Source organism: Mesorhizobium sp. M00.F.Ca.ET.216.01.1.1 (assembly GCF_004010325.2).
Taxonomy (GTDB): Bacteria; Pseudomonadota; Alphaproteobacteria; order Rhizobiales; family Rhizobiaceae; genus Mesorhizobium.
On sequence record NZ_SADR02000115.1, the window covers coordinates 1 to 474 of the forward strand.

A 474-nucleotide genomic window follows, 5' to 3' on the forward strand; every position below is an offset into this window, starting at 1 on the left:
CTCCTGAGACTGTCATAGCGGGCGCAGTCGGCGACCGGCTCGTGAGCCAGCGTCAGGGCCTGGGGAATGGAAAGGATCGTGCCCGGCGCCGGATCGCGGCTGCGGGCCAGGATGTTGAGGATCACCGGCGCCGACGATGCGCCGTGCTCGATGGCTTCCTGACAGGCGGCCTCGACCGCGCTCAATCTGTCGGTCAGCCCGGACCAGCCGCGCCACCCGGATTCTGCATGCCGCCGACCAGATCACGCCCTTCCTCGAACGGGGTCGGCCGATCGGCGCGAGCGCTCTTCGTCCGATCATGACCCACGCCTTCGACGGCAGCGATGCGGAGGGATGCTGGGTCTGGAAAGTTGCCGCGATGCGTTGGTCTGAACTCAACCTTGAAGCCGGAACATGGGAACTATCGGGTGACCGCACGAAGAACGAAGAGCCTACGCTTATTCCGCTGTCCACACTGGCGGTGTCGGTCCCCCA

At 65.8% G+C, this 474-nt stretch carries 1 pseudogene; it reads right to left on the bottom strand.

The annotated features are described in order from the left end of the window. Nucleotides 1-203 (bottom strand): annotated as a pseudogene (locus tag EN859_RS35290) (IS21 family transposase); the annotation flags it as partial. Nucleotides 204-474 lie beyond the last annotated feature (271 nt).